Raw genomic sequence first — 21,355 nt, 5'->3', positions numbered from 1 at the left:
CTCAGACCTCCAGGAGCACCGTGAACGGGCCGTTGTTCGTGAGGGAGACGCTCATCTTCGCTCCGAACCGGCCCGTCTCCACGTGCGCGCCGAGTTCCCGCAGCCGGTGTACGACCTCGTCCACGAGGGGTTCGGCGACGGGGCCGGGCGCGGCGGCGTTCCAGGTGGGGCGGCGGCCCTTGCGGGCGTCGCCGTAGAGCGTGAACTGAGAGATCACGAGCAGCGGCGCGTTCACGTCCGAGCACGACTTCTCGTCGTCCAGTACCCGGACGGACCAGAGCTTTCTGGCCAATTGGGCGGCCTTCTCCGGGGTGTCGTCATGGGTCACCCCGACCAGGACGCACAGCCCCTCGCCGCTGATCTCACCGACGGTCTCTCCTGCGACGACGACGCTCGCGCCGTCGACCCTCTGCACCACTGCACGCATGCGTCACAACCTACCGAGCCGCCCGCAGTCCGGCGGACGAGGGGCCGAACGGGTGCAGAGCGCCTGCACGCGCGCGTGCAGGAGTGGCACCATGCGTGTCAGGCGGTGCGGCTCCGCACCGGTCGAGGGGACGATTCTGATGAGTGCACCTGGCACCGGGCCGACGCCGTCCGGACCCGTACCGCTGACCCGCGCCGGAAAAAGGGGCGGCGGGCCGGGCTCGCGCCCACCCGTGCAGCGGTCCGCGGAGGCCGCCCTGCCGGACCGGGCGCAGCCGGATCTCGGCGCGCTGCGGCTGCCCGAGCTGCGGGCGCTGCGCCGGGACGCGCAGAGCGACGAGGCCGACCTGAGCTACGTACGGCGGATGCTCCAGGGCCGGATCGACATCCTGCGGGCGGAGCTGGCGCGGCGGACCGATCCGGAGACCCCGGTCGTCGACCGGCTCTCCGAGATCCTCGCCGACGTGCCCTCGCGGCATCGCAGCTCGGCCCGGCACGTGACGCTGTCGACGCCGCGGAGCGAGGAGTACCGGCGGCTCGCCGCCGAGATGCTGTCGGAGGTCGAGCTGTCGGACCTGACGGCCCGCACGGACGACGAGCTGCACACCGGGATGGGGCGGCTCGCGGGGTACGAGCAGCAGATCTCCCGGCGCCGGCAGCACCTCCAGCGGACCGCCGACGACTGCAGCGCGGAGATCGCCCGCCGTTACCGGGAGGGCGAGGCGCAGGTCGACGACCTGCTGGCGTGACCGCCGGACGCGGGAGAAAAGTCGGGTGCGGGTGCGGGCGGGCCGTGCGTAGGGTCGAAGGATGACTGTCGACGTACGCGCGGTGGCGGAGTCCGAGTTCCCCGACTGGCAGCGGGCCCTGCGCACCGGATTCCTCCGTCCGCCCGTCGTCACCGACGAGGAGGTCGCCGACCGGCTGGCGCACGTCGACCTCGCGCGGACCCTCGGCGCCTTCGATCGGGACCGGGTCGTCGCCACCTTCCGGTCGTTCCGGCAGGAGGTCAGCACCGTCGGCGGAGGCAGCCTCACCGCTGACGCGATCACCCAGGTCACCGTCTCCCCGACGCACCGCAGGCGCGGGCTGCTCAGCCGGATGATGACCGCCGACCTGGCCGCCGCGAAGGAGCGGGGCGACGCGATCGCGACCTTGATCGCCGCCGAGTACCCGATCTACGGGCGGTTCGGCTTCGGCGTGGCGAGCTGGTCCACCGAGTGGAGCGTGGACGTCCGGAGCGCCGGGCTCGACCCGCGCCGCTCCGGCCGCCCCGAGGACGGGGGCAGGATCGACCTGACCGACGCCGAGGAGATCCGCAAGGTCGGCCCCGAGGTGCACCGCCGTCTCGCCGGCGTCCGCGCCGGGGTCACCGACCGCCGTCCGCGCGACTGGGAGGTCGGCACCGGTCTCGGCGTGCACAGCGACCCGTGGCGGGAGCCGTTCTACGCGCTGTACCGGGGGGAGTCCGGCGAGGCCGAGGGGTTCGTGGCCTACACGGCGGACGACAAGTGGGACGACGCCAAGCAGCCGCAGAACACCGCGACCGTACGGGATCTGATCGCCGTCACCCCGGCCGCCGAGCGCGCCCTCTGGCACTATCTGTGCTCCGTGGACTGGATCAGCACGGTCCGCTCCGGCTACCGGGCGCCCGACGACCCGCTGCCGATGCTGCTGCCCGACCCGCGCGCGGCGAGGACCCTGACGTACGCGGACATGCTGTGGGTCCGGGTCCTGGACGTCGTCCGGGTCCTGGAGAGCCGGACGTACCCGGTGGCGGACGGCCTCGTGCTCGATGTGCGGGACGGGGACGGGGGCAGGGGCGGGTTTGCCGGTGGGCGCTACCGGCTCGACGCCTCCCCGGACGGCGTGTCCTGCGTCCGTACGGACGCGTCCGCCGACCTCTCCTTCGACGTCGCCGAGTTGGGGACGCTCGCCTTCGGTGACGAGTCGGCGGTACGGCTCTGCCGACTCGGGCGCGTCGAGGAGCTGACGGCGGGCGCCGCCGCCCGCGCCGACCTGCTGTTCCGTACGCCGCTGCGGCCGTTCTCGCCCGACATCTTCTGACGTTCCGTCCGGGGGCGGACCGTCAGCGGGTGCGGAGGCGGAAGAGGCATCCGGAGGCACCGACCGCCAGGGCCAGCAGCGCCGCGCACCATCCCAGGGCGATCCAGGGGGAGTTCCCGACCGGCTGGTCGAGCAGCAGCCCGCGCATCGACTCGATCACCGGGGTCAGCGGCTGGTGCTCGGCGAAGCCGTGCAGCCAGCTCGGCATGGTGTCGATCGGCACGAACGCGCTGCTCGGGTACGGCAGGAACATCACGAAGAAGGTGACCGCGCCGGCCGCCTCCGCCGTGCGGGTGGCGAGTCCGATGGCCGCCGCCAGCCAGGAGATGACGGTGATGTAGGCGAGGAGGAGCCCGATCGCCGCGAGCCAGCCGCCCGCCGTGGCGGAGGGGCGGAAGCCGATGAGGAAGGCGACGCCGAGGACGACGGTGGTCGAGAGCGCGTTGCGGGCGACGGAGGCGGCGACGTGTCCGGCGAGGAACGGCGTCCCGCCGATGTCGAGCGTACGGAAGCGGTCGACGACCCCGAGCCGCATGTCCTCGCTGACGGAGACGGCGGTGCCGGCCGCGCCGAATCCGGCGCAGAGGACGAGGACGCCGGGGACGACGTAGGTGACGTACAGGGTGCCGGTGTCGATGGCTCCGCCGAAGAAGTAGACGAAGACCAGCATCATCATGATCGGCATCATCAACGAGGTGATGACGGCGTCTAGGTTGCGGCGCTGGAGCCGGATACCGCGCCCGGCGAGGGTGCCCGCGGCGGTGAGTGGCTCCGCGGTGCCGTGCGGCTTCGCGGTGGTCAGGGCGTCAGACATGGCTCGGCTCCTTGTCGGCGGTGTGGTCGGCGGTGAGGGTCAGGAAGACGTCGTCGAGCGTGGCCGTGTGCAGCGTGAACCGGGCGATGTCGACGCGCTCGGGGTCGAGCGCGTCGAGGAGCGCGCGGACGTGGGCGGCGCTGCCGTCGGTGGGGAGGCTGAGGGTGCGGGCCCCGGGGGCGTGGACGGCCGTGGCGTCCGCCCGGGCGGTGAGCCGGCGGTGGCTCTCGTCGTCGTGCGCGACGAGGTCGAGCCGGTGGGCGGCGTAGCGGGCCTTCAGTTCGGCGGGGGTGCCCTCGGCGAGGGTGCGGCCCTTGCCGAGGACGGTGATCCGGTCGGCGAGGCGGTCGGCCTCCTCCAGGTACTGGGTGGTCAGGAAGACCGTCGTACCGCCGTCGGAGAGTTCCCTGACCACCTGCCAGAGTTCCTGGCGGCTGCGCGGGTCGAGGCCGGTGGTCGGTTCGTCGAGGAACATCACCCGGGTCGCGCCGGGGTCGCGGACGAGCCCGGCGGCGAGGTCGAGGCGCCGGCGCATTCCGCCCGAGTACGTGCGCGTCAGCCGGTCACCGGCCTCGGTGAGGCCGAAGCGTTCGAGGAGTTCGGCGGCGCGGCGGGTGGCGGCGGGGCGCGAGAGGCCGGAGAGCCGGGCCGCCGTCCACAGGTTCTCGGCGCCGGTCTGGGTCTCGTCGACGGCGGCGAACTGCCCGGTGAGGCTGATCGCCCGGCGGACCTGGGAACGCGCGGTGACGACGTCGTGCCCGGCCACGCGCGCGTGGCCGGCGTCGGGCGCGGTGAGCGTGGCGAGGATGCGGACGGTGGTGGTCTTCCCCGCGCCGTTGGGACCGAGGAGGGCGAAGACGGTGCCGGGGGCGACGTGGAGGTCGAGGGCGTCGAGGACGCGGACGTCTCCGTAGGACTTGGTGAGGCCGGTGGCGTGGACGGCGGCCGGAGGCATGGGCGTACTCCCTGGGCTCATGGGGCGGGTGGGTGGGTGGTGCCGGGCATGGGGGCGTACGGCGGCCGGCGTACCGCGCATGCCGTACTGCGTATGCCGTACGCGTTACTGTGTAAGGGTTACGCATTACTAGGATGGGCGTCAAGCGTGCGAGGTGGAGGCGGGTCATGGCAGGCGGCGACGGCAGTGACGGCGTGGGCGACGGCGGGACCTTCCTGCCGCCGAGCATCGAGGCCGCCTGGGGGCTGCGGGAACGCCCCTCGAAGGGGCCCAAGCCCGGTCTGACCCTGGACCGGATCGTCGACGCGGCCGTCGCGCTCGCCGCCGCCGAGGGGCTCGGCGCCGTCTCCATGGGCCGGGTCGCCAAGGAGCTCGGCGTCTCGACGATGTCGCTCTACCGGTACGTCTCCGCCAAGAGCGAGCTGCACATCCTCATGCAGGAGGCCGCCACCGGCGCCCCGCCCGAGCTCTACCCGCCGGGCACCGGCTGGCGCGAGGCCCTGGAGGCCTGGGCGTGGGCGCTGCGCGAGGTCTACCACCGCAACCTCTGGATGCTGCGGCTCCCGGTGTCCGGGCCGCCCGCGACCCCGAACCTGGTCGCCTGGTGGGAGAAGGCACTCGTCGCCCTCGACGGCACGGGCCTCGACGCGGGCGGCAAGATCTCGGTGACCCTGCTGCTCGGGGGCTTCGTCCGGAACGACGCCCTGGTCATGGCCGACCTCGCCGCCGTCATCGCCGGGGACGGGGCCGGTCCGGAGGAGGTGCTCTCCCGGTACGCCCGGACCCTGCGCCGGCTCGCCGACCCGGAGCGGTACCCGGAGGTGGCGCGGCTGCTCGACTCGGGGGTGATGGACGTCGCCGACGAGCCGGAGGTGGAGTTCCGCTTCGGCCTCGCCCGGCTGCTCGACGGGGTCGCGGTGCTGGTCGAGGGGCGTGCCTCGTGATGCGGGGCCCGGGCTCGCGGGGCTCCGCCGCGTCCCCCGGTCTGCGCGAGCGGAAGAAGGAGCGCACCCGGCAGGCCCTGTCGGACGCGGCCGTCGCGCTCTTCCTGGAGCGCGGCTTCGACGCGGTGTCGGTCGCGGAGGTGGCCGCCGCCGCCGAGGTGTCGAAGCCGACTCTCTTCCGGTACTTCCCGGCCAAGGAGGACCTGGTCCTCCACCGGTTCGCCGATCACGAGGACGAGGCGGCGCGGGTGGTGGCCGCCGGGCGCGGCGCCGGCACCGCCCCGCTCGACGCGCTGTACGCGCACCTGCTCGACGGGCTCGCCCGGCGCGACCCGGTCACCGGCCTCTGCGACCACCCGGCGGTCCTGGCGTACCTCCGGCTCCTGTACGGCACGCCGGCCCTGGTCGCCCGGCTCCACGCGTACCGCGTGCGCTCGGAGACGGCTCTCGCGGACGCGCTGGCGGCCGGCGAGGAGGGCGACCCCCTCCTCGCCCGGCTCGCCGCCGGGCAGATCGTGACCGTGCTCCGGGTCCTCGCGGAGGAGAACACGGCCCGGATCGCGGCCGGGGAGACGGCCGACGCGGTGGAGGCGGACGCGAGGACGGCGGCGGAACTGGCGTTCCGCGCGCTGCGGGAGGGGCTCCCGTACTGAAGCGTGCGGGGCTCCCGTACTCAAAGCATGCGGAGCCTCACGTAGACAAGTAAAAAATGTAACCCAGTAACGTTTTCGGCTAGGCTTGCCGGAATGACGTCACTGGACCTTGAGCTCGCCCGCGAACGCTCCCACCACGACGCCTGCCGCGCCGCCCTGACCCGTATGACCGAGGACGTGGCCGAACAGGTCGTCACCGGCGAGGACGTCGCCGCGTCCGGCGCCGACGCCGAGGCGCTCGGCAGGCATCTGCGCAGCCGCGCCAAGGAGATGCGGGAGCAGCCGTCGGGCCCGCTGTTCTTCGGGCGGCTCGACCGCGAGGACGGCCAGACCCACCACATCGGCCGCCGCCGGATCGCCGAGGACCCCGCCGCCCCGCCGCTCGTCGTCGACTGGCGCGCCCCCGTCTCCCGCGCCTACTACCAGGCCGGCGCCCACGACCCGCAGGGCGTTCTCCGGCGCCGCCGCTTCGGATGGGCGCCGCACAGCCGGGGCGCGTCGGAGGACCTGACCGCACTGGAGGACGAAGCCCTCACGGACGGCGGGGCGGCCGGGACGGTCAGCGCCCTCGTCGCCGGGGAGATCGAACGCCCCCGGGTGGGTCCCATGCGGGACATCGCCGCCACCATCCAGCCCGAACAGGACGACCTCGTACGCTCCGACCCGGCCGCCTCGCTGTGCGTGCAGGGCGCGCCCGGCACCGGCAAGACCGCCGTGGGCCTGCACCGGGCCGCGTACCTCCTCTACACCCATCCGCAGCGGATCCGCCGCTCCGGCCTCCTCGTCCTCGGACCGCACCGCGCCTTCCTCTCGTACATCTCCGAGGTGCTGCCCGCCCTTGGCGAGACCGGCATCCGCCAGGCCACCCTCGACGAGGAGCTCGCCCGCCATCCGGTCCGCGCCGAGGACGCCGACGCGGCGGCCCTGGTCAAGCACGACGCACGGATGGCGGAGGTGCTGCACCGCGCGCTGTACGGCAGGGTCGACCCGGCCCCCGCGCGCGACCTCGCCGTCCCCGACGGCTCGTACCACTGGCGGCTGCCGGCAGCCCTGCTCGCGGAGATCGTCACGGGCGTACGGGAGGAGGCGCCGCCCTACGCGACGGGTCGCGAGCGGGTGCGCGCCCGGGTCGTACGGGCCCTCCAGCTCCTGGCCGAGCGCCGGTCGGGGCCGATGGGCGCGGCCTGGGCGCGGCGCATCGAGCGGGCACGGCCGGTGACGGCCTTCCTCGACGCGTGCTGGCCGAGGACGACTCCGGAGGAGGTCCTCGCCGGGGTTCTCACCGGCCCCCCGGGCGCCTCTGGCCTCTCTGATCGCGCGGACGCTGTTCTGCCGGACGGTGTTCTGCCGGACGCTGTTCTGACGGAGGCCGAGTGGGCGGCCATCCGGTGGGACCGGCCGCCGCGCTCGTACCGTTCGGCGCGCTGGACCGCCGCCGACCTCGTCCTCCTCGACGAGCTGGCGGGCCTGATCGAGCGGCCCGAGAGCTACGGCCATGTCGTCGTCGACGAGGCCCAGGACCTGTCGCCCATGCAGTGCCGGGCCATCGCCCGCCGCACGGCCTTCGGCTCGCTCACCATCCTCGGCGACCTGGCCCAGGGCACCACCCCGTGGGCCGCCCGCTCCTGGCGCGAACAACTCGCCCACCTCGGCAAGGCGGACGCGCCCGTCGTGCCGCTCACCCTCGGCTACCGGGTCCCGGCGGCGATCGTGGACCTCGCGAACCGGCTCCTTCCGCACCTGGGAGCGGACGTACCGGTGGGGCGTTCGGTACGCGGGGACGGGGAGGTGGCGGTCCACCGGACGACGGACCTCCTCGCCGGGGCCCGCGAGGCCGTGCGGACCGCGCTCGCGGAGGAGGGTTCGATCGGGGTGATCACCGCCGACGGGCTCGCCGGGCCGGTGGGTGCGGCGGTGCGGGACTGCGGGGCGGGGGAGCGGGTGGCGGTGCTGCCCGCGACGGTCGTCAAGGGCCTGGAGTTCGACCATGTCGTGGTGGTCGAACCGGCGGCGATCGTGGCCGCCGAGGCACGCGGCGCGAACCGTCTGTACGTGGCGCTCACCCGGGCCGTGTCACGGCTGACGCTGGTGCACGCGGAGGAACTTCCGGGGTGGCTGGGGCGGCCGGATGCGGAGGGGGAGGTGGGGCGGCTCACTCCCCGGGCCCGTACAGCTCCGTGAGTTCGGTCGCGATGCGGATCAGGGCGGCGCGGGCCTCGGGTGGGTCCAGGAGCTCCACGCGGGCGCCGAGGCCGGCCAGTTGCGCGGCGATCACCTCGGGGGAGGGGCCGTCGGCCTCGATGGGCGTCCAGCCGTCCGGGGCGCGTTCCCCGTACCGTACGCGCCCTCCGAGCAGGCCCTCGAGGACGGGCTCCGTGCCGGGGGCGGCCCGGCCCCGTACCGTCGCGGCGACCAGCCGGTCCTCCATGCGGGCGGCGAGCGCGCGCCAGGCGGTGGGCAGGTCGAAGCCCTCGGGCCGTACGGCGGGGGCGCCGGTCTCGGTGACGGAGGTGACGCGGCCGATCCGGAAGGTGCGCAGGCCGTGTTCCGTGTCCGCGACGAGGTAGCGGACGCCGGACTTCAGGGCGATGCCCAGCGGGTGGACGGTCCGCTCGCGCGGCTCCCGGCCGGGACGGGCGTACCCGAGCCGTACCTCCCTGGCCTCGACCACCGCCCGCTGGAGCGGGGCGAGTCCGGCCTCCTCCGTCTCCGTACCCGCCCAGTCCGTGCCGTCGGCGACCCCGGCGCGGGCGGCGGCCTCGGCTCCGTCCCTGAGGGGTGAGGGGAGGGCTCGTACGAGCTTCCGCAAGGCGGTCCGGGTCTGCGGGCTCGCGGTGGCGTCCGCCCCGGTCAGGAGGAACAGTTCGCGGATCTCGGGGGCCGTGAGACCGGTCAGGTCGGTGCGGGCGCCGCCGACGAGGGACCAGCCGCCGCCCTGTCCCGCCTGCGAGTACACCGGGATCCCGGCGCTCGCGAGCGCTTCGAGGTCCCGGCGTGCGGTGCGCTCGGACACGTCGAGTTCGGCGGCGAGTTCGGCGGCGGTGACGCGTTGCCGGGTCTGGAGGAAGAGCAGGGCGGCGACGAGTCGATCGGCTCTCATGGCGCCATTGTGACGTCGCCGTGGGAGCCGGTCGGTCTCGCCGCCGCCCGGGGCGGGGGGTGTGCTCCTCAGTGGGTGGCGAGGGCCTTGGCGGAGGGCTCCGGCGCCACCGCCGTGGCCTCGGCGGCCGGGCGGCGCAGGACGGTGAAGGCGATGGCGAAGGCGGCGAGGAGGAGACCGGCGCCGACTCCGAAGGCCAGGTGGTATCCGCCGGTCAGGGCCTCGGCGGCGGGCTTGCCGGCCGCGGTGAGGGTCTCGGTGCGGGAGGCGGCCAGGGTGGAGAGGACGGCGACGCCGAGGGCCATGCCGATCTGCTGGGTGGTGTTGAAGAGGCCGGAGGCGAGGCCCGCGTCGGCCTCCTCGGCGCCCGACATGGCGAGCGAGGTGAGGGCGGGGAGCGCCAGGCCGAAGCCGGCGGCGAGCAGCATCACGGGGAGCAGGTCGGTGGCGTACGAGGCGTGGACGGGGACGCGGGTCAGCAGGCCGAGGACGCCGACGAGCAGCAGGATGCCGGTGAGCAGGACGTTCCGCTCGCCGAAGCGGGCGATGAGGCGGGCCGAGACGCCGAGCGAGACGGCGCCGATGACGGCTGCGGCGGGCAGCATCGCGAGGCCGGTCTCGGCGGCCCCGTACCCGAGGACCTTCTGCAGGTAGAGGGCGACGAGGATCTGGAAGGAGAAGAGCGCGGCGACCATCAGCATCTGGACGGCGTTGGCGCCGGAGACGCTGCGCGAGCGGAGGATCCGCAGGGGCATGAGCGGGTTCGCGGCCTTCGTCTGGCGGAGGAGGAACCCGGCCAGGAGGGCGAGCGCGAGGGCCCCGAGGCCGAGGGTGTGCACCGAACCCGCCCCGTACTCCTCGATCTTGACGACCGCGTAGATCCCGGTCATCAGCCCGCTGGTGACGAGGAGCGCACCGAGGACGTCGGCGCCCGCCCTGAGCCCGAGGCCCTGGTCGGAGGGGAGGGCGCGGAGGGCGACGAGGAGGGTGGCGACGCCGATGGGCAGGTTGATGAAGAAGATCCAGTTCCAGGTGAGGGCGTCGGTGAGGACACCGCCGAGGACCTGGCCGAGGGAGGCGCCGGCGGCGCCGGTGAAGCTGAACACGGCGATGGCACGGGCGCGTTCGCGGGGCACGGTGAAGAGGGTGACGAGGATGCCGAGGCCGACGGCCGAGGACATCGCGCTGCCGACGCCCTGGAGGAAGCGGGCGGCGATGAGGACGCCGGGGGAGGCGGCGACGCCGGCGAGGAGGGAGGCGGCGGTGAAGATCCCGGTGCCCGCGAGGAACATCCGCTTGCGGCCGATCAGGTCTCCGAGGCGGCCGGCGAGGAGGAGGAGCGAGCCGAAGGCGATGAGGTAGGCGTTGACGATCCAGCTGAGGCCGACGGGGGAGAAGCCGAGGTCGCGCTGGATGGCGGGCATCGCGACGGTGACGATGCTGCCGTCGAGGATCGTCATGAGCATGCCGGTGGCGAGGACGCCGAGGGCGAGTTGGGGGGAGAGGGGGCGGGGCGTGGCCATGGGAGTCACTCCTGTTCGAGGGAGGCGATAGGAGTGACATTAACAGAAGGTTTTGTTGCAGACTATTTTTTACGGAACGAAGGGCGGGGGCGAAGGTGTCCGGGAGGGGTCGGTCATACTGAGCGACGGCATTCCAACGGGGGTGTGCCGCACGGAACTTGGGGGTGGACGGCGTGGGCGTGGACCTGCCGGAGCGCATCGGCGATTACGCGGTGGTGCGTGAGCTGGGCGCCGGCGGCATGGGGACGGTGTACCTGGCGCGGTCCCGGAGCGGGCGGACGGTGGCCGTCAAGGTGGCCCGTCCCGAGCTGGCCGGCGATCCGCATTTCCGGGCCCGGTTCCGCGCGGAGGTCGACGCGGCCCGCAGGGTCGGCGGGTTCCATACGGCGCAGGTCGTCGACGCCGACCCGGACGCGGCGGCGCCCTGGCTGGCGACCGCGTACATCGCGGGGCCGACGCTTTCGGGGCTGCTCGCCGAGCGGGGCCCGATGGACGAGGCCCGGCTGCGGCAACTCGGCGCGGCGCTGGTGGAGGCGCTGCACGCGATTCACGCCTGTGGCCTGATCCACCGCGACCTCAAGCCGGGCAACATCATCATGGCCGACGACGGGCCGCGGGTGCTCGACTTCGGTATCGCCCGGGCTCTGGAGTCGACCCGTCTGACCTCCACCGGGGCGGCCTTCGGGACCCCGGGCTTCCTGGCCCCGGAACAGGCTCAGGCTCTCGAAGTCGGCGCCCCGGCCGATGTGTTCGCGCTGGGTGCGGTGCTGGTGGCGGCGGCCGGTGGGCAGGCGTTCGGGGAGGGCACCCCGATGGCACTGATGTACCGGGCCGTGCACGAACCGCCGGACCTGTCGGCCCTGCCGCCGGGTCTGCGGCCGGTGGTCGCCGCCTGCCTGGCCAAGGACCCGGCGGACAGGCCGACGCCCCGAGGACTGCTGGACGAGTTCGCACCGGAGGCGGCGGAGGAGCGGGCGCCCGAGGGCCGGGCGGCACACCCGCCGACGCTGCTGGCCGGGTCGAGGTCAGCGGCCGTGCCGACTGCCTCGCCGACGGTCGCACCGGCCGACGCGGACATTGCCCGCGCCGGGACCGTCACCGCCGCCCCGCGCACCGGGCCCCCGCCGGTGCGGGAACGCGGCGGACGGCTCGCCGCGGGCGTGGCGTCCGTGCTGATCGTGCTCGGTGGCGTGGGCTACGGCATCTACGCCACCGCGGGTCCGGACGACGACTCCTCCTTCCCCAAGGCCACGCACGAACTCGTCATCGCCGAGTCGATCGTGGGAGGCGCGTACGGCTGGAACATCGAATCCCGCCTCCCTCCGCGCCCGCAGGCGGACAGCGAGAGCCAGAGGGGTTCGACGCACTTCAGCGCCGACTACACGGTCACCAACAGCGACCACGACACGCCCCCCGCGTTCCGGAAGGTGTCGGTGTACGGCTCTTCGGGTCGGTACAAGTACCCGGAGGAGGATCGGGACGGCCTGATGAGAGCCATGACGGTCACGGGCAGCGAGAACGTCAGCGATCCGCCCAGGATGATCAGCGTCCCCGGTTCGGACGTCGAGTTCCGCTGTACGACGGTGGATCAGAAGACCGTGTGCGGCTGGGGCGACGACAACACCACCGTCGCGGTCGAGTTCGAACCGAGCAGCACACTCGAAGTGGCGGCGGCGGAGACCAGCAAGATACGCGACGACCTGCGCAAGCCGATCGCCCCTTCGGGGACGCCCTCGGGGACGCCCTAGGGGACGGACGGCCCTGAGGGGCCACCTCAGGGGATGCCTCAGGCGCGCTGCCGCGCCCGGCGGGCCGTCTTCGGGCCCTCGACGGGGGTCTCCAGGTGGCCGGTTACCAGCTGGTTCAGGGCGCGAAGCAGGACGGTCCGCTCGTCCTCGGGGAGGGAGGAGAGGGCGCCCTGGTGCACGCCGTCGACGATCTTCTGGCTCTCGCGGGCGACCTTCGCCCCCGCCTCGGTGACGGCGATGATCCGCGCCCGCCGGTCGGTGCTGGACGGCCGGCGCTCGGCGAGCCCGGCCTTCTCCAGGGCGTCGACGGTGACGACCATGGTCGTCTTGTCCATGTCGCCGATCTCCGCGAGCTGCGCCTGGGTGCGCTCCTCCTCCAGGGCGTGGACGAGGACGCAGTGCATCCGGGGCGTGAGCCCGATCGCACCGAGCGCGGCGGCCATCCGGGTGCGCAACACGTGACTGGTGTGATCGAGGAGGTAGGAGAGATCGGGCTCGGTGCGGGTGGGCGCCATGGCTGTCATGCCTGCCAGGGTAACGAAATTCGATCCGTCGCGGATTATCGAGAAGCGGACGGCAAGGGGTGCCATTCGGTCAGGATGAGCACATGACGACGACGACACTGCTCTTCCTGGACGTCGACGGCCCAGGGTCTGGGCGACGACCTGGGAGGACGACGCGAACGCCTGGATCGCGCCGCGCCTCGGAGTGTCCCCGCTGCCTCTGGTGCGGTGGCCGGACGACAGCCCCGACGCCGGGGGCCTCCACTGGAAGACGGCGGCGCTCGTGGCGTGGGCGGACGGGCGACCGTTCGCCTGGGTGGACGACGAAATTGCCCCCGCCGACCGCGACTGGGTCACCGCCCACCACCCCGGCCGAGCACTGCTCCACCGCGTGAACCCGACCCGCGGACTCGCGGCCGCGGACTACGAGACCCTCGCCGCCTGGGCGGGCTGAGGCAGCTTCCGCAGAAGGGCTGGCCCAAGTGCACATCGGCCAGCCAGGATCGTCCTGTGATACGCCACGCCTACGACGATGCCGAACTGCTGGCCCTGGTCCGCCGCTATGTCACACCCGGGCGCCGCTATCTGAAGCTCGGCGGCGGTGTGCTGAGCATGCGCGGTCCCGAGTACGACCGATTCGTGCGAGCCGTCGGCGAAGACGCGCGACTCATCACACCGGACGAGATCTCCACCCTCCTCGAGGGTGGGTGGCGCGAGCGGAGGACCGCCGCATGGCTCATCGCAGTCGGCCGCCGTACCGACTTCCGTGAGCGACTCGGTGAGCTGCTGCTGGCCAGCGAGGTCTGCTGTGCGGGACTGGCGTACTGCGTGGCGTTGGCCGGCTTCGGCACGCCGCGCGACGCCGACCTGCTGGCCGCCTACCTTGACCGCTACCTTCGCCGCTGGGCCCGGACGGTGGCATGTGGGAACAGGGGCTCCACATGACAGGGCGACTCCTGCAAGCGGGTGCTTGCAATAGTTAGCAATGGCTGGCATGGTCGGAGCATGGCATCGCTCAACGTCGGCAATCTCGGTGAGTACCTCCGCGAGCAGCGGCGGACCGCGCAGTTGTCCCTGCGGCAGCTCGCCGACGCCGCCGGGGTGTCGAATCCGTACCTGAGTCAGATCGAGCGCGGGCTGCGCAAGCCCAGTGCCGAGGTGTTGCAGCAGGTCGCGAAGGCCCTGCGGATCTCCGCCGAGACGCTCTACGTACGGGCCGGGATTCTCGACGAGAAGGAGCGGGACGAGCTGGAGACGCGCGCCGTCATCCTGGCCGATCCCTCGATCAACGAGCGGCAGAAGCAGGTGCTGCTCCAGATCTACGACTCCTTCCGCAAGGAGAACGCCGCTGAGGTCGCCGCTGCCGCAGCAGTCGCAGCAGTCGCAGCAGATGACGTCGAACCTGACGTCGACCCCGAGTCGCCCGCCGTCGCGCCCGATGCCGAAACGCCCCTGAACTAGCTCGCTCGCTCGTACGTCACATCCGGGAGGACCACCAGCATGGCCATCATTGACGAACTGCGTACCCCTCTCTTCTTCGCCGCCGGCACCGCCGACCTCGCCGTGCAGCAGGCCAAGAAGGTTCCCGGCCTGATCGAGCAGCTCGCCGCCGAGGCGCCCGCGCGGATCGAGGCCGTACGGAAGACCGACCCCAAGGCCGTACAGGAGAAGGTGAGCGCCCAGGCCAAGGAGGCCCAGGCCACCGTGCAGTCGAAGTTCGCCGATGTCGTCGGCGGTCTCGACACCGACCTCAAGAAGCTCGGCGAGACCGCCCAGGACCTCGCGCTGCGCGGTGTCGGCGTCGCCGCCGAGTACGCGGTCAAGGCCCGTGAGAAGTACGAGGAGGTCGCCGCCCACGGCGAGGAGGCCGTCAAGGCCTGGCGGGGCGAGGTCGCCGAGGAGATCGTCGAGATCGCCGTCGTCGTCGAGCCGGAGGAGAAGGCCGACAAGGGCGAGGACGCGGGGGGCGACTCCGACGAGGCCGCGAAGGCCTCCGCCAGGAAGCCCGCCGCCCGCAAGGCCCCCGCCAAGAAGAACGCCGTCGCCGCCGAGAAGGAGTAGGGCCGGGCACCAATACAGGTATCCAGGGCGTTGTACCGGGTACCTTGACCGCGAGGCGCTCTTCCCCTCTTCTCTAGGCGGTGCTCAGCATGTTGCGCGCGGGATTCGATTCCCTTCTCCATCTGGTGATGTTCCTGATCTTCACCGGCTTCGCCGTCGCCGCGCTCGTCTTCGCCGCCATGGCGCGCGAGGACGCGTACCGGGCCGCCGAGAAGCAGACGAAGAAGTTCTGGCTGATCATCCTGGGCATCAACCTCGCCCTGAACCTGCTGGTGCCGATGCTGTTCCTGCAGATCGCCGGTGTCATCGCCGCCATCGTCTTCATGGTGGACGTACGCCCCGCGCTCGCACAGGTCTCCGGCGGAGGCCGCGGAGGCCGGGGCGGCGGCTCCAGCAGCGACGGACCCTATGGCCCCTACAACGGCGGTCGGTAGTCCGGCAGCGGAGAAGCAGAGTGACAGGGCCCGGGGATCATCCCCGGGTCCTGTCCCGTTCCAGGGCCAGGACCGCGACGTCGTCCGTCAGCTCGCCGCCGTTCAGCGACCTGACCTCCGTGACCGCCGCCTCCAGGAGCTCCTCGCCCCGCAGGCCGGACGCCAGCTGCCGGTTGATCATGCCGACCATCCCGTCCTGGCCGAGCCGCGGCGAGCCGGGCCCGGCCGAGCGGCCCTCGATCAGTCCGTCCGTGTACATGAGCAGGCTCCACGCCCCGCCGAGCTCGACCTGCCGGCGCGGCCAGCGGGCGCGCGGCAGCAGACCGAGGGCCGGGCCGCCGTCCTCGTACGGGAGGAGCCGCGCCGCCCGTCCCTGCCGGGCGATCAGGGGCGAGGGGTGGCCGGCCAGGCACATGCCCGCCCGGCGTCCGTCGGGCGCGATGTCGACCGTGCAGAGGGTCGCGAAGATCTCGTCGCTCTCCCGCTCGTGCTCCAGGACCTGCTGCATCGTCGAGAGCAGCTCGTCCCCGCACAGGCCCGCGAAGGTCAGGGCCCGCCACGCGATCCGCAGCTCGACGCCGAGGGCGGCCTCGTCGGGGCCGTGCCCGCAGACGTCGCCGATCATGGCGTGGACGGTGCCGTCGGGCGTACGCACCGTGTCGTAGAAGTCTCCGCCGAGCAGGGCGCGGGAGCGGCCGGGCCGGTAGTGGGCCGCGAACCGCAGGTCGGAGCCCTCCAGGAGCGGCGTCGGGAGCAGCCCGCGCTCCAGGCGGGCGTTCTCCTGGGCCCGGAGCCGGGACTCGGCCAGCTTCACCTGGACGGCGTCGGCCCGCTTGCGTTCGACCGCGTACCGGATGGCCCGGCTCAGCAGCCGCCCATCGAGCTCCTCGCGGAAGAGGTGGTCCTGGGCGCCGACCCGTACCGCCTCCGCCGCCAGCTCCGCGTCGGCGGAGGCCGCGAGCGCGAGGACGGCGTGGCGCGGGGCGAGGCGCAGGATGTGCCTCAGCGGGGCCAGCGGGTCGTCTCCGGCGGCGGCCCGGGGGCCGGGCAGGGAGAGGTCGACGAGGACGCAGTGGACGTCGTCGGTGAGGAGCCGCTCGGCCTCGGTGAGGTTGCGGGCGGTACGGATGCGGACCCGGGTGCCGGCGGCGTCGAGGAGTTCGGGTACGGCGAGGGCACCCGCCGGGTCGTCCTCGACGACCAGGAGAGTGAGATCGGTGCGGTCGGTTCCTGTGACTGTGCCTGTCATAGCGGTGGCGTCCATAGCGGTGGCGTCGCCGGGTCCCGCAGCAGCAGAGACGATTCTCTGACGCGGTACGGATACGGGCATCGGTCCGGGTTTCCTTCCCTCCCCCCGAGGGTGCGCAGGGCGCCGGGTGGCGTCCCGCCCGTCCCGGACCCTAGCGGTAGGGCGGTGCGCAGCGGAATGGTGATCAGCGGGAGAGCGGCCGTGGCGGGATTGGCATATGCCGCGGAAGGGGGCGTACTTGCCGCCGTTTGCTGCGCGGGAGCGGCTGAAGGCAATGAGAAAGGTCACGCGGGGGTGGCGGTTCCCGGCCCGGTTCCGGGCGGGCACTCCGTCACGTCGGGTGGACGGGTGGACGGGTGGACGGGTGGACGGGTGGACGGGTGTACAGGGGGTGCGAGGGTACGAGGGTCACCTCGGGCGTACGGCCCCCCCGCCTCACGTCGGGCGTACCACTCCCAGGATCTGCATCGAGCCCGCCCCCGCCAGCGTCACGTCCCGCCCCGGGCGGGGCGCGTGCACCATCGTGCCGTTCCCGACGTACATCCCGATGTGGCTCGCGTCCGCGAAGTAGACGATCAGGTCGCCCGGCCGCATGTCCTTGATGTCCACGCGCGGCAGCAGGCGCCACTGCTCCTGCGAGGTGCGCGGGATCGTGCGGCCCGTCGCGCCCCAGGCGCTCTGGGTCAGCCCCGAGCAGTCGTACGAGCCCGGCCCCTCCGCCCCCCACACGTACGGCTTGCCGATCTGGCCCATCGCGAACGCGATCGCCTTCTTGGCGTCCGGCGTCGCGTCGGCCTTCAGGCCGGTGAGGACGCCGGTGCCGAGCCAGGTCGTCTGGGCCCGCTGCCGCTCCTGCTCCTCAAGGAGCCGCAGCCGCTCCCGCTCCTCGGCGGCGAGCTCGGACTCCAGCTTCTTCGCCTGGGCGATCTTGTCGTTGATCTGCTGCTTCGCCTGGGCCTGCCGGACGCGGTTGGCCTCCAGTTTGGTCCAGTTGATGCCCGCGTCCTTGGCGTAGACGTCCAGCTGGGCCTGGGTGCGGTTCAGCTCGCCGAGGAGGTCGGTGGTGGCCTTCGCCCCGGCCTTGAGCCGGCCCGCCGCGTCGAGGAAGAGGTGCGGGTCGTCGGTGAGGACGAGCTGCGCGCCGTCGGGGAGTCCGCCGTTGCGGTACTGGGCGCGGGCGGACGCGCCGGCCTTGGCCTTGAGCGCCTCGATCCTCTCGCGGCCCTCCACGATCATCCGGGCGACCTGGACGATCTCGGCGGACTGCTCCTTGGCCCTCTCCTCCGCGAGGTTGTACGCGTCGGTGGCGACGGCGGCCTGCCGGTACAGGCCGTCTATCTCCTGGCGCACCTGCTCCAGGCTCTTCTTCGGCGGGGGAGGGGGGAGGGGAGCGGCGGCGGCCTGGAGGGTCAGTGCGGGAGAGGCCAGCACGGTCAAGGCGCAGATCATGGTGATCGCGGCGGTGGCGTGGCGGCGTCGGTTCACTGGCTCCCCCTTGAGTGGCCACATCTGATTTACCGTCAGTAACTTGAGGGCAACGATGGCGATAGTGCCATGCGAAACCGGAAATCAACAGGGGAAGCCGGGGCCTGTCGGACCTCCTCTCCCCCAAGGGGACGGGTGGGGCGGGCGTGGCGTTCCCGGCGTACGGGAAATTCAGCGGGAGTTGGGCAAAGGGCCGCGCCTCCTTGTGCCCTCGGTTCTCCCGTCTCCCGTCTCCCGTCTCCCGCGAGGCGCGAACCCGGCGACGCGCCGACCACCCCCGCCGCCGCCTCACCCCCGAGGCGCCAGCGCCTCCCACCGCACGGTCACCTCGCCCTGGCGCCACCGCCGGGGACCGTCCGTCAGCGGCCAGTCCGCCGCCAGGTCGCGGGCGGAGCGGATCCACCGCTGCCGCGCGCCGAGCGAGGCGTACGGGGCGGCCGCCGCCCAGGCCCGGTCGAAGTCCCGCAGGAACGCGTGCACCGGCTCGCCCGGCACGTTCCGGTGGATCAGCGCCTTCGGCAGCCGCTCCGCCAGGTCCGACGGGCGCTCCAGCGAACCGAGCCGGGTCGCGAAGGTCACCGTGCGCGGCCCGCTCCGGTCGAGCGCCACCCACACGTGCCGGCGGCCGATCTCGTCGCAGGTGCCCTCCACGAGCAGCCCGCCGGGTGCCAGCCGCTCACACAGTCGCCGCCAGACGGCCGCGACCTGCTCCTCGTCGTACTGGCGCAGCACGTTCGCCGCCCGGATCAGGGCGACCCGGCCGGGCACCGGCACCTCGAAGCCGCCGTGGAGGAAGGAGAGGCCCTCGTGCTCGTACGGCTTCGCGGCCTCGACGCGGGCGGGTTCGATCTCGATGCCGTAGAGCCGGGTGCGGGGCTCGGCGGTGCGCAGCCGGGCGAGGAGTTCGACGGCGGTCCAGGGGGCGGCCCCGTACCCGAGGTCGACGGCGACGGGCGGCTCGGGCGAGCGGCGCAGGGCGGGGCCGTGGACGGCGGCGATCCAGCGGTCCATACGGCGCAGCCGGTTGGGGTTGGTGGTCCCGCGGGTCGGGGTGCCGACGGGGCGGGTGGTGCGCGGGGCCATGCCATGAGCGTAGAGGAGCGGGGGGAGCGGGCGGATCGGGCGGGGAGCGGCCGGGGGCTCCGGACCCCGCCCCCGGCCCCGGCCCCGGCCCCGCCCCCGGCCCCCGCCCCCGCCTCCCGCGGGCCCCCGGTAATGAATTGGCAAAGCGCCCCCGCCACCGGAAATGAAAGGTGTCATTCCGGTGTTGTCGCGGCTGGAGGACGGCCCCCGCCCTCCGACCGTCATGCCCGAGACAGCGGAGCCGAGCCGAGCAAAGCCCAGCCAAGCCAAGCCCAGCTAAGGCGAGCAAGCCCAGCCAAGCCGAGCCCAGCCCGACTAGGCCAAGCCAAGCCCAGCCCCGCCCACCATCGCCCCGCCCCCCAGGCCCCCCAGCGGAAGGACCGCCGACGTGAGCCAGTACGTGTCCCGGTTCGCCGGTACCCGGCACCGGCACCCGGCACCATCCCGGCTCCGGCTCCCCGGCCGGAACCGCACCCCCCGCCGCGTGGCCATGCTCAGCGTCCACACCTCCCCGCTGCACCAGCCGGGCACCGGCGACGCGGGCGGTATGAACGTCTACATCGTCGAGCTGGCGAAACGTCTCGCCGCCATCGACATCGAGGTCGAGATCTTCACCCGGGCCACGACCGGCGGTCTCCCCCCGGTCGTCGAGCTCACGCCCGGCGTGCTCGTACGGCATGTGGACGCCGGCCCGTACGAGGGCCTGGCCAAGGAGGAGCTGCCGGCCCAGCTCTGCGCCTTCACGCACGGCGTGATGCAGGCGTGGGCGGGCCACCGCCCGGGCCACTACGACCTCGTCCACTCCCACTACTGGCTCTCCGGCCACGTCGGCTGGCTCGCCGCCGAACGCTGGGGCGTGCCGCTCGTCCACGCCATGCACACCATGGCGAAGGTCAAGAACGCGGCGCTCGCCGACGGCGACACGCCCGAGCCCGCGGCCCGGGTGATCGGCGAGACGCAGATCGTCTCTGCCGCCGACCGGCTGATCGCGAACACGGCCGAGGAGGCCGACGAGCTCGCCCGGTTCTACGAGGCCGATCCCGGCAAGATCGCGGTCGTCCACCCCGGCGTCAACCTCGACAACTTCCGCCCCGCCGACGGCCGCGCCGCCGCCCGCGCCCGGCTCGGGCTGCCGCAGGACGCCTTCATCCCGGTCTTCGCCGGCCGCATCCAGCCGCTGAAGGCCCCGGACATCCTGCTGCGGGCCGCCGCGGTGCTCCTGGAACAGGACCCCTCGCTGCGCACGCGCATGATCGTGCCGGTGGTCGGCGGCCCGAGCGGCAGCGGCCTCGCGAAGCCGGAGGGGCTGCAGAAGCTGGCCGCACGGCTCGGCATCGCGGACATCGTGCGCTTCCACCCGCCGGTGGGCCAGGACCGGCTCGCCGACTGGTTCCGCGCGGCGAGCGTCCTCGTCATGCCCTCGTACAGCGAGTCCTTCGGCCTGGTCGCGATCGAGGCGCAGGCGGCCGGCACGCCGGTCGTCGCGGCGGCGGTCGGCGGTCTGCCCGTCGCCGTACGGGACGACGTGACCGGCTTCCTGGTGCAGGGCCACGAGCCGGCGGACTACGCGCGGGCGCTCGGCCGGTTCGTGGCGGAGCCGTCCCTGTCGGCCCGGATGGGCGCGGCGGCGGCGCTGCACGCCGGCTCCTTCGGCTGGGACACGGCCGCCTCGGGTACGGCGGATGTGTACACGGCCGCCGTGCACGACCACCGGCTGCGCGAGAACCGCCGTCGCGTACGCTCCCACCATGGCTGAGGACGCAAGGGCCGGCGACGTCCGGCGGATCGTCGAGGACACGCTCAAGGACGCCGAACTGGAGTGGGAGTCCCCCGAACCGGGCTCCTACGTGGTCAAACTCCCCGGCACGCGCAAGCTCTTCACGACGCTCTCGCTGCGCGCCGGCCGCCACTCGCTCTCGCTCAACGCCTTCGTCGTCCGGCACCCGGACGAGAACGAGGCGGGCGTCCACCGCTGGCTGCTCGAACGCAACCTCAAGTTGTACGGGGTGAGTTACGCGGTCGACGGCCTCGGCGACGTCTACCTCGTGGGCAAGCTGCCGCTCTCCGCCGTCACGCCGGAGGAGTTGGACCGGCTGCTCGGCTCGGTCCTCGAAGCGGCGGACGGCGACTTCAACACGCTTCTGGAGCTGGGGTTCGCGTCGGCGATCCGGCGCGAGTACGCGTGGCGGGTCTCGCGCGGCGAGTCGACCCGGAACCTCGACGCGTTCAAGAAGCTGACTCGTAAATCCGCGGACTGACCTCTTCCCGACAGGGCCTTCCAGTGCCATGCTCACGCCCGGCGCAGATCTG

Annotated in this window: 20 protein-coding genes and 2 pseudogenes; 13 read left to right on the top strand and 9 right to left on the bottom strand. The window is 73.2% G+C overall.

Annotated features, from left to right (window positions below; genetic code table 11):
* Position 1: 1 nt before the first annotated feature.
* Positions 2–427: a D-aminoacyl-tRNA deacylase gene (dtd, locus tag ABT034_RS24300; RefSeq protein ID WP_351218570.1), complete on the bottom strand. Its 426-nt coding sequence runs from the start codon at positions 425–427 to the stop codon at positions 2–4.
* Positions 428–566: 139 nt separating this feature from the next.
* On the opposite strand from dtd, the gene ABT034_RS24295 reads away from it, so the two are divergent.
* Positions 567–1,175, top strand: coding sequence for an RsiG family protein (locus ABT034_RS24295; RefSeq protein WP_351218568.1), 609 nt, complete (start codon positions 567–569; stop codon positions 1,173–1,175).
* A gap of 61 nt (positions 1,176–1,236) precedes the next feature.
* Positions 1,237–2,493, top strand: a complete 1,257-nt coding sequence (locus tag ABT034_RS24290; protein ID WP_351218566.1) for a GNAT family N-acetyltransferase — start codon at positions 1,237–1,239, stop codon at positions 2,491–2,493.
* Between the two features lie 22 nt (positions 2,494–2,515).
* On the opposite strand, the gene ABT034_RS24285 is transcribed toward ABT034_RS24290, so the two are convergent.
* Together ABT034_RS24285 and ABT034_RS24280 are read right to left on the bottom strand one after the other, a co-directional pair.
* Entirely contained in the window at positions 2,516–3,307 is a 792-nt protein-coding gene (locus tag ABT034_RS24285; protein ID WP_351218564.1) for an ABC transporter permease, read from the bottom strand.
* Positions 3,300–4,262, bottom strand: coding sequence for an ATP-binding cassette domain-containing protein (locus tag ABT034_RS24280; RefSeq protein WP_351218562.1), 963 nt, complete (start codon positions 4,260–4,262; stop codon positions 3,300–3,302). Before ABT034_RS24280 ends, ABT034_RS24285 begins: the two co-directional genes overlap by 8 nt.
* A gap of 167 nt (positions 4,263–4,429) precedes the next feature.
* On the opposite strand from ABT034_RS24280, the gene ABT034_RS24275 reads away from it, so the two are divergent.
* The 3 genes from ABT034_RS24275 to ABT034_RS24265 all read left to right on the top strand — a co-directional run bounded on the left by ABT034_RS24275 (position 4,430) and on the right by ABT034_RS24265 (position 8,040).
* Positions 4,430–5,206, top strand: coding sequence for a TetR/AcrR family transcriptional regulator (locus tag ABT034_RS24275; RefSeq protein WP_351218560.1), 777 nt, complete (start codon positions 4,430–4,432; stop codon positions 5,204–5,206).
* Entirely contained in the window at positions 5,206–5,859 is a 654-nt protein-coding gene (locus ABT034_RS24270) for a TetR/AcrR family transcriptional regulator (protein WP_351218711.1), read from the top strand. Before ABT034_RS24275 ends, ABT034_RS24270 begins: the two co-directional genes overlap by 1 nt.
* A 93-nt stretch (positions 5,860–5,952) precedes the next feature.
* Complete coding sequence (locus ABT034_RS24265; RefSeq protein WP_351218558.1) at positions 5,953–8,040, top strand: HelD family protein; 2,088 nt, start codon at positions 5,953–5,955, stop codon at positions 8,038–8,040.
* Here ABT034_RS24265 and ABT034_RS24260 read toward each other — a convergent pair.
* Both ABT034_RS24260 and ABT034_RS24255 read right to left on the bottom strand, forming a co-directional pair.
* Positions 8,012–8,959 carry a helix-turn-helix transcriptional regulator gene (locus tag ABT034_RS24260; protein ID WP_351218556.1) on the bottom strand — a complete coding sequence of 316 codons (948 nt, stop codon included), beginning with the start codon at positions 8,957–8,959 and terminating at the stop codon, positions 8,012–8,014. The two genes, ABT034_RS24265 and ABT034_RS24260, sit on opposite strands and share 29 nt — an antisense overlap.
* A gap of 68 nt (positions 8,960–9,027) precedes the next feature.
* Positions 9,028–10,482, bottom strand: a complete 1,455-nt coding sequence (locus ABT034_RS24255; RefSeq protein WP_351218554.1) for an MFS transporter — start codon at positions 10,480–10,482, stop codon at positions 9,028–9,030.
* Between the two features lie 164 nt (positions 10,483–10,646).
* Here ABT034_RS24255 and ABT034_RS24250 point away from each other — a divergent pair, with 164 nt between their 5' ends.
* On the top strand, positions 10,647–12,230 hold the full coding sequence (locus ABT034_RS24250; RefSeq protein ID WP_351218552.1) for a serine/threonine-protein kinase: 1,584 nt from the start codon (positions 10,647–10,649) through the stop codon (positions 12,228–12,230).
* 38 nt (positions 12,231–12,268) lie between these two features.
* On the opposite strand, the gene ABT034_RS24245 is transcribed toward ABT034_RS24250, so the two are convergent.
* Positions 12,269–12,754 (bottom strand): MarR family winged helix-turn-helix transcriptional regulator, encoded by a 486-nt coding sequence (locus ABT034_RS24245; protein WP_351218550.1) that lies wholly within the window; start codon positions 12,752–12,754, stop codon positions 12,269–12,271.
* A 127-nt stretch (positions 12,755–12,881) separates the two neighbouring features.
* Between ABT034_RS24245 and ABT034_RS24240 the strand changes: the two are divergent.
* The 5 genes and pseudogenes from ABT034_RS24240 to ABT034_RS24220 form a co-directional block, all read left to right on the top strand.
* Positions 12,882–13,187 (top strand): annotated as a pseudogene (locus tag ABT034_RS24240) (hypothetical protein); the annotation flags it as partial.
* Between the two features lie 56 nt (positions 13,188–13,243).
* Positions 13,244–13,636: pseudogene (locus tag ABT034_RS24235) on the top strand (DUF6000 family protein); the annotation flags it as partial.
* Positions 13,637–13,738: 102 nt separating this feature from the next.
* Positions 13,739–14,194: a helix-turn-helix domain-containing protein gene (locus ABT034_RS24230; protein ID WP_351218548.1), complete on the top strand. Its 456-nt coding sequence runs from the start codon at positions 13,739–13,741 to the stop codon at positions 14,192–14,194.
* Between the two features lie 39 nt (positions 14,195–14,233).
* Positions 14,234–14,794 (top strand): hypothetical protein, encoded by a 561-nt coding sequence (locus ABT034_RS24225; protein ID WP_351218546.1) that lies wholly within the window; start codon positions 14,234–14,236, stop codon positions 14,792–14,794.
* An 89-nt stretch (positions 14,795–14,883) separates the two neighbouring features.
* The gene (locus tag ABT034_RS24220; protein WP_351218544.1) at positions 14,884–15,228 is read left to right on the top strand and encodes a DUF2516 family protein; all 345 of its coding nucleotides are present in this window, start codon (positions 14,884–14,886) and stop codon (positions 15,226–15,228) included.
* A gap of 37 nt (positions 15,229–15,265) precedes the next feature.
* On the opposite strand, the gene ABT034_RS24215 is transcribed toward ABT034_RS24220, so the two are convergent.
* The 3 genes from ABT034_RS24215 to ABT034_RS24205 all read right to left on the bottom strand — a co-directional run bounded on the left by ABT034_RS24215 (position 15,266) and on the right by ABT034_RS24205 (position 19,045).
* A complete protein-coding gene (locus ABT034_RS24215) occupies positions 15,266–16,492 on the bottom strand; it encodes a PP2C family protein-serine/threonine phosphatase (protein WP_351218542.1) in 1,227 nt (408 codons plus the stop codon).
* 420 nt (positions 16,493–16,912) lie between these two features.
* Positions 16,913–17,962 (bottom strand): C40 family peptidase, encoded by a 1,050-nt coding sequence (locus ABT034_RS24210; protein WP_351218540.1) that lies wholly within the window; start codon positions 17,960–17,962, stop codon positions 16,913–16,915.
* Between the two features lie 288 nt (positions 17,963–18,250).
* Positions 18,251–19,045 carry a class I SAM-dependent methyltransferase gene (locus tag ABT034_RS24205; RefSeq protein ID WP_351218538.1) on the bottom strand — a complete coding sequence of 265 codons (795 nt, stop codon included), beginning with the start codon at positions 19,043–19,045 and terminating at the stop codon, positions 18,251–18,253.
* A gap of 388 nt (positions 19,046–19,433) precedes the next feature.
* On the opposite strand from ABT034_RS24205, the gene mshA reads away from it, so the two are divergent.
* Positions 19,434–20,801 (top strand): D-inositol-3-phosphate glycosyltransferase, encoded by a 1,368-nt coding sequence (mshA, locus tag ABT034_RS24200; RefSeq protein WP_351218536.1) that lies wholly within the window; start codon positions 19,434–19,436, stop codon positions 20,799–20,801.
* On the top strand, positions 20,794–21,303 hold the full coding sequence (locus tag ABT034_RS24195) for a type III secretion system chaperone family protein (protein ID WP_351218534.1): 510 nt from the start codon (positions 20,794–20,796) through the stop codon (positions 21,301–21,303). Before mshA ends, ABT034_RS24195 begins: the two co-directional genes overlap by 8 nt.
* Positions 21,304–21,355 lie beyond the last annotated feature (52 nt).

Source organism: Streptomyces sp. NPDC002773 (genome assembly GCF_040295605.1).
Classification (GTDB): Bacteria; Actinomycetota; Actinomycetes; order Streptomycetales; family Streptomycetaceae; genus Streptomyces.
Note: the sequence above shows the minus strand (reverse complement) of the source record. Positions and strands in the feature narration are given on the sequence as shown.

Bases quoted from the DNA above. Each gene is read 5' to 3' on its own strand.
- dtd (WP_351218570.1), bottom strand. From the start codon at position 427: ATGCGTGCAGTGGTGCAGAGGGTCGACGGCGCGAGCGTCGTCGTCGCA.
- ABT034_RS24295 (WP_351218568.1), top strand. From the start codon at position 567: ATGAGTGCACCTGGCACCGGGCCGACGCCGTCCGGACCCGTACCGCTG.
- ABT034_RS24290 (WP_351218566.1), top strand. From the start codon at position 1,237: ATGACTGTCGACGTACGCGCGGTGGCGGAGTCCGAGTTCCCCGACTGG.
- ABT034_RS24285 (WP_351218564.1), bottom strand. From the start codon at position 3,307: ATGTCTGACGCCCTGACCACCGCGAAGCCGCACGGCACCGCGGAGCCA.
- ABT034_RS24280 (WP_351218562.1), bottom strand. From the start codon at position 4,262: ATGCCTCCGGCCGCCGTCCACGCCACCGGCCTCACCAAGTCCTACGGA.
- ABT034_RS24275 (WP_351218560.1), top strand. From the start codon at position 4,430: ATGGCAGGCGGCGACGGCAGTGACGGCGTGGGCGACGGCGGGACCTTC.
- ABT034_RS24270 (WP_351218711.1), top strand. From the start codon at position 5,206: ATGCGGGGCCCGGGCTCGCGGGGCTCCGCCGCGTCCCCCGGTCTGCGC.
- ABT034_RS24265 (WP_351218558.1), top strand. From the start codon at position 5,953: ATGACGTCACTGGACCTTGAGCTCGCCCGCGAACGCTCCCACCACGAC.
- ABT034_RS24260 (WP_351218556.1), bottom strand. From the start codon at position 8,959: ATGAGAGCCGATCGACTCGTCGCCGCCCTGCTCTTCCTCCAGACCCGG.
- ABT034_RS24255 (WP_351218554.1), bottom strand. From the start codon at position 10,482: ATGGCCACGCCCCGCCCCCTCTCCCCCCAACTCGCCCTCGGCGTCCTC.
- ABT034_RS24245 (WP_351218550.1), bottom strand. From the start codon at position 12,754: ATGACAGCCATGGCGCCCACCCGCACCGAGCCCGATCTCTCCTACCTC.
- ABT034_RS24230 (WP_351218548.1), top strand. From the start codon at position 13,739: ATGGCATCGCTCAACGTCGGCAATCTCGGTGAGTACCTCCGCGAGCAG.
- ABT034_RS24225 (WP_351218546.1), top strand. From the start codon at position 14,234: ATGGCCATCATTGACGAACTGCGTACCCCTCTCTTCTTCGCCGCCGGC.
- ABT034_RS24220 (WP_351218544.1), top strand. From the start codon at position 14,884: ATGTTGCGCGCGGGATTCGATTCCCTTCTCCATCTGGTGATGTTCCTG.
- ABT034_RS24215 (WP_351218542.1), bottom strand. From the start codon at position 16,492: ATGGACGCCACCGCTATGACAGGCACAGTCACAGGAACCGACCGCACC.
- ABT034_RS24205 (WP_351218538.1), bottom strand. From the start codon at position 19,045: ATGGCCCCGCGCACCACCCGCCCCGTCGGCACCCCGACCCGCGGGACC.
- ABT034_RS24195 (WP_351218534.1), top strand. From the start codon at position 20,794: ATGGCTGAGGACGCAAGGGCCGGCGACGTCCGGCGGATCGTCGAGGAC.